General features: G+C 41.0%; 3 protein-coding genes and 1 pseudogene. 1 reads left to right on the top strand and 3 read right to left on the bottom strand.

The window, feature by feature from the left end; translation table 11 throughout:
* From PF479_RS02720 to PF479_RS02715, 3 genes and pseudogenes are all read right to left on the bottom strand, one after another.
* The coding region (locus PF479_RS02720) for a class I SAM-dependent DNA methyltransferase (RefSeq protein WP_298001982.1) at nucleotides 1-1041 on the bottom strand (1041 nt) is incomplete at its 3' end.
* A 967-nt stretch (nucleotides 1042-2008) separates the two neighbouring features.
* Nucleotides 2009-2116, bottom strand: a pseudogene (locus PF479_RS20715) (Fic family protein); the annotation flags it as partial.
* A gap of 180 nt (nucleotides 2117-2296) precedes the next feature.
* Nucleotides 2297-2947 (bottom strand): DUF5677 domain-containing protein, encoded by a 651-nt coding sequence (locus PF479_RS02715; RefSeq protein WP_298001984.1) that lies wholly within the window; start codon nucleotides 2945-2947, stop codon nucleotides 2297-2299.
* A gap of 417 nt (nucleotides 2948-3364) precedes the next feature.
* Between PF479_RS02715 and PF479_RS02710 the strand changes: the two genes are divergently transcribed.
* Entirely contained in the window at nucleotides 3365-3952 is a 588-nt protein-coding gene (locus tag PF479_RS02710) for a hypothetical protein (RefSeq protein ID WP_298001980.1), read from the top strand.
* The last annotated feature ends 169 nt before the right edge of the window (nucleotides 3953-4121 follow it).

The raw sequence follows: 4121 nt of genomic DNA, 5'->3' as shown, positions 1-4121 counted from the left end.
ATTGAATACAATTCCGATTCTTGTAGCACCAGATTTCATTTTAGAAATCATGTGCTGTAAGAAAAGCAGTGAACCATCATTGATTCTGGGTAGCCCGGCACCAAATCGACCGCTCATACCTTTTTTACCAGCTTCGGCCTTGATAATTTTTTCCGCCTTCTTCCAGTCCACACCAAAAGGCGGATTAGAAAGCATGTAATCAAACTTCTCTTCTTCCAGGCCGTCTACTGTAAAGGTATTTCCAAATTTGATATGACTAGGATTTTGCCCCTTTATAAGCATGTCTGATTTACAGATAGCATAAGATTCAGGATTAATTTCCTGCCCGAATACTTTAAGCTCAGCTTTGGGATTAAGCTCTTTTACATATTGTTCACCCATAGACAGCATTCCACCAGTTCCGCAAGCTGGGTCATAAAGGGTTTTAACAATACCGTCTTGAGTAAGAATGTCTTTATCTTCGATGAACAACACATTTACCATCAAACGAATGACTTCTCTTGGGGTAAAATGCTCTCCGGCTGTTTCGTTGGATTGTTCTGCAAATCTTCTAATCAAATCTTCAAATACATAGCCCATTTCCATGGAATCCATGTCTTTTAGATCGATTTCCTGAAAAGATTTAATTACCCGAAACAAAATATCCGCTTGCGGACCATCCATCCGGTCTATCTGGTCATCAAAATTGAAATATTCAATAATCTCTCTTGCACTGCTGGAAAATCCATTGATGAAGTTTCTGAGATTCACAGAAACATTATTTGGGTCAGCTATTAGCTTATCAAAATTGAATTGGCTTCTGTTGTGAAAGTTGAAACCCGCAATTTTGTTAAGGGCAATATCTTTAGCACTGTCTTTTAGTGAATCCACTTTTGGCAGATAATTCAATACTTTTTGCTTGGTTGGCTCAAGTACACAATCAAGCCGTCTGAGTACTGTCATTGGAAGGATGACTTTTCCATAATCAGATTGCTTATAATCACCGCGAAGTAGATCTGCCACTCGCCAAATCAGGTCTGCTTTTTCTTTAAAATTCTTCATCTATCTTTAATCCCTTTTCCTAAGTTTTCTTATGCCCAACATGGACGTTGGGTATTCTTGATGGGCAAGTTTTTTTCTTCACTCTCTTCGCACATGTATCTTTTCATGGTTGCTGGTAGCCTCCCAAGCATTTCATACAACGACTTTTATCCGAATTTTATATTACCCAAAAAATCAGCAGTTATTATGAATAAATTCAATTGTTTTCTAACAATGTCATACAAATAAGCGAAGCAATCCCTGCGTCAAGGATAATAGTGGCGCTCGAAGAGCGGTCCCACAGGGACAGCACCCACGCAGAGCCTGCCCCTGGCAACGCCAGGGAGACGCCCAAATGTTCACCCATACAAGTTCCTATTCTCCAAGTACTTCCCATACTATATCAGCTAAAGACTATGTCCGCATTTACTTCTACCAGAAGTGAACAAACAATTTGTCCGACTTAACTCCCATGCCTGTAGAACAGGCTTAGAGCTACTCACTGTCCAACGCCTTCAAAAGATCATCAATCTGTTTTTTTGACAGTTCCATCCTGGAAAACCACATTCTTTTAAGGAAAATGTAGACCCATCCAGGGACATCAGATGAGGATGAACCTGTGGGGAATAAGAATTTAGACTTTCTAGAAGTGAAATGACTTAACGGCTGTGGGGACAACCACGCACTTATATACAGATTTGATGGTTTATGAACCAGAGGACAGATGTTTCCAGAAATGATCTCAAGATCGTACTTGTGGCAAAGGGACTTTCCTTTTTAGTGCCGGACATCCTGACGTTCACGAAAAAGCCGACGCCCCTGGCTGGCACCGGACGTCCTGTACTGTCCGGCTTCCGCTCCAGTTATTCGCGCGCCTGAAGTTGTTAAGTCCTACCGGGGCTGTACCACAGCCCCTGTGTTATTTCATTCAGGCCAAAGGGGCTTCGAGTCCCTGTTCCCTTCTGCATAATATTGTAACAACACTGCTTTACCTGTTACTGAGCCTGTACTTCTGCAGACGTCTGTTGGGTTTCACGGGGATGGTGCGTTCAATGAGTCCGGCTTCAAGGGCCATCTGAATGTATCTGAGGCGGAAATTCTTTTCATCCTACAGGCTCAGTTTCCCCTTCATTTCAGTTCGGCTCATCTCCCCTTTCAGGGCTCTTAACCGTATCTTGACTTCTGTTGTGTCTACAGGTGTGTCTTCGGGGGTAGATTGACTCACGACCTGCCGTGTTTCAAGGAGTACATGAAACTGGATCTATGATATTCAGGACTATTTTCTGCCCGATTCAGCAATAATTGATAACGATAGAACTTCGATAATCTGACATAGAGATTTCTTCTCATATGGATCTTCAAAGTAGAAGTATTCAAGTATTATGCCAACAAACTTTTCCATCACCTGGAGCGTCCACTCGATTGGTAAGCGAAAATCATCAAAGAACGTGCCAATCATATCAGTATTCCCATAACGACCATCAGAGAAAATAGATCTGTTTACCGAGTATGAAGAGGAATGGATAATGTCTGAAGTAAAGGAATACATCTCGAAGAACTCTTTACTCTTCATCTGATTATGAATTGCAGCAAAAGAGTTAAACCTTCCCTTTTCATTTTTTTTGCTTCCTGCCCAGCCATAATTATCCTGATACCTCGGTCCATATTTCTCAATGAGAGAAGCAATCTTACTGGCTATTGCTTCATTTCCGCCTTTCCTTATACGATTCTCAGTGATCAACCAATGATCATTAAAACGTTCTGACATATCATCTGTGTTGTCGAGTAGATATCTGGAGATGATGTAATTCTCATATATTATTCTCCAGAGAACCAATGTTGGAACAAGTGATCCGCTCTCCAGTAAGGACAACATATCTAGTACTGTCTGGCTTGATTTAATGAATAGAGAGCTTACAGCATAGATCTTGTATTTTGTATCGTCTTGAAATGAGGAAGGACTCTTATGCCAATTTTCTCCGACAATACCAATAATATCCTGGTAGACTTCAATCAGTAAGAATATCTGATGGAATTAGTTACTGTGCTCTCTTTGAATCTTTCCCCGCGATTCCTTCCGGTAATCTCTCAATGATTTTGTTAGAGAATGAAGCTCTTCCCCTTTAAAGAGACTGTTCAGCTTCTTTACCATATCATTCTTTGTTATATCTTCTGAGAGATCAGAGAGTGATGATATTATTTTATAGATTATTCTATCCATGTTGTCCTACAATAGAAATGAAGTATCTGTAAGAAGCCAGTATACATGATTTATTATTCAGACACAGAATCTGTATCTTTATATACGACAAAACAATAGAAACCATAGGGTAGGATCTAAGGCATGAGTATCCCCAAAACAGCGAAAGGTCTCTCCAACAGAATTACTAAAATCCGTTCACAATTATCTGCTTTCAAGCGGGAGTATGGTTTTATTGATGACGGAGCTGGTGCCAGATACTATCTTTTCTATCTCTATTTCCTTCTGGCTGATAATCGTAGATCCTCAGAGTTTCTGCGCTGTTTTGAAAAGGAGTTTCCAGACGATTCGGGTGAACCATTTCAACTCCTTTGCTGGGCACTGATATTGAATCGGATGGGTAAGAACGGTGAATATCAACTCGCCAGAACCATGCTCTCAAATATCTATCTCATCCCCAGCCTCCTGGGATTTGGGGTGGAGAGAGAAGTGATGTCCCACTTGTCGAATTGGGCTGAACCGGATTTCATCGAGTATTTTCCGGAGAGAGTTCAAGAGAACATCACTGAAGAGGATTTATCCTGGATTCATGAGAGATATCATTCTGATTCCTTTCAGAAGATATTGAACAGACATATTGAAATAAATCATGAATTGGAGAGCACTCCAAGAGGCGAAAAGCGAAGTGCTCTGGTAAAAGAATTGTCTAACTTAGTTGATACTATCGGCTAAAAACTGGGTGAAACGAGTCTTCATCCGATCCGTGTCCTTCATATGTCCTATAGTCAAACACTTCCAGATGACGGCCGGCAGGATTGTTTCACATACTGCTCATACAGAAGGTTCCTCCTCCAGGGGTGCAAGAGGAACGGTTATATTGTATTTCTGATCCAGGACTCCG

The organism is Oceanispirochaeta sp. (assembly GCF_027859075.1).
GTDB lineage: Bacteria > Spirochaetota > Spirochaetia > DSM-2461 > DSM-2461 > Oceanispirochaeta.
This window is presented reverse-complemented; position numbering and strand designations above follow the sequence as displayed.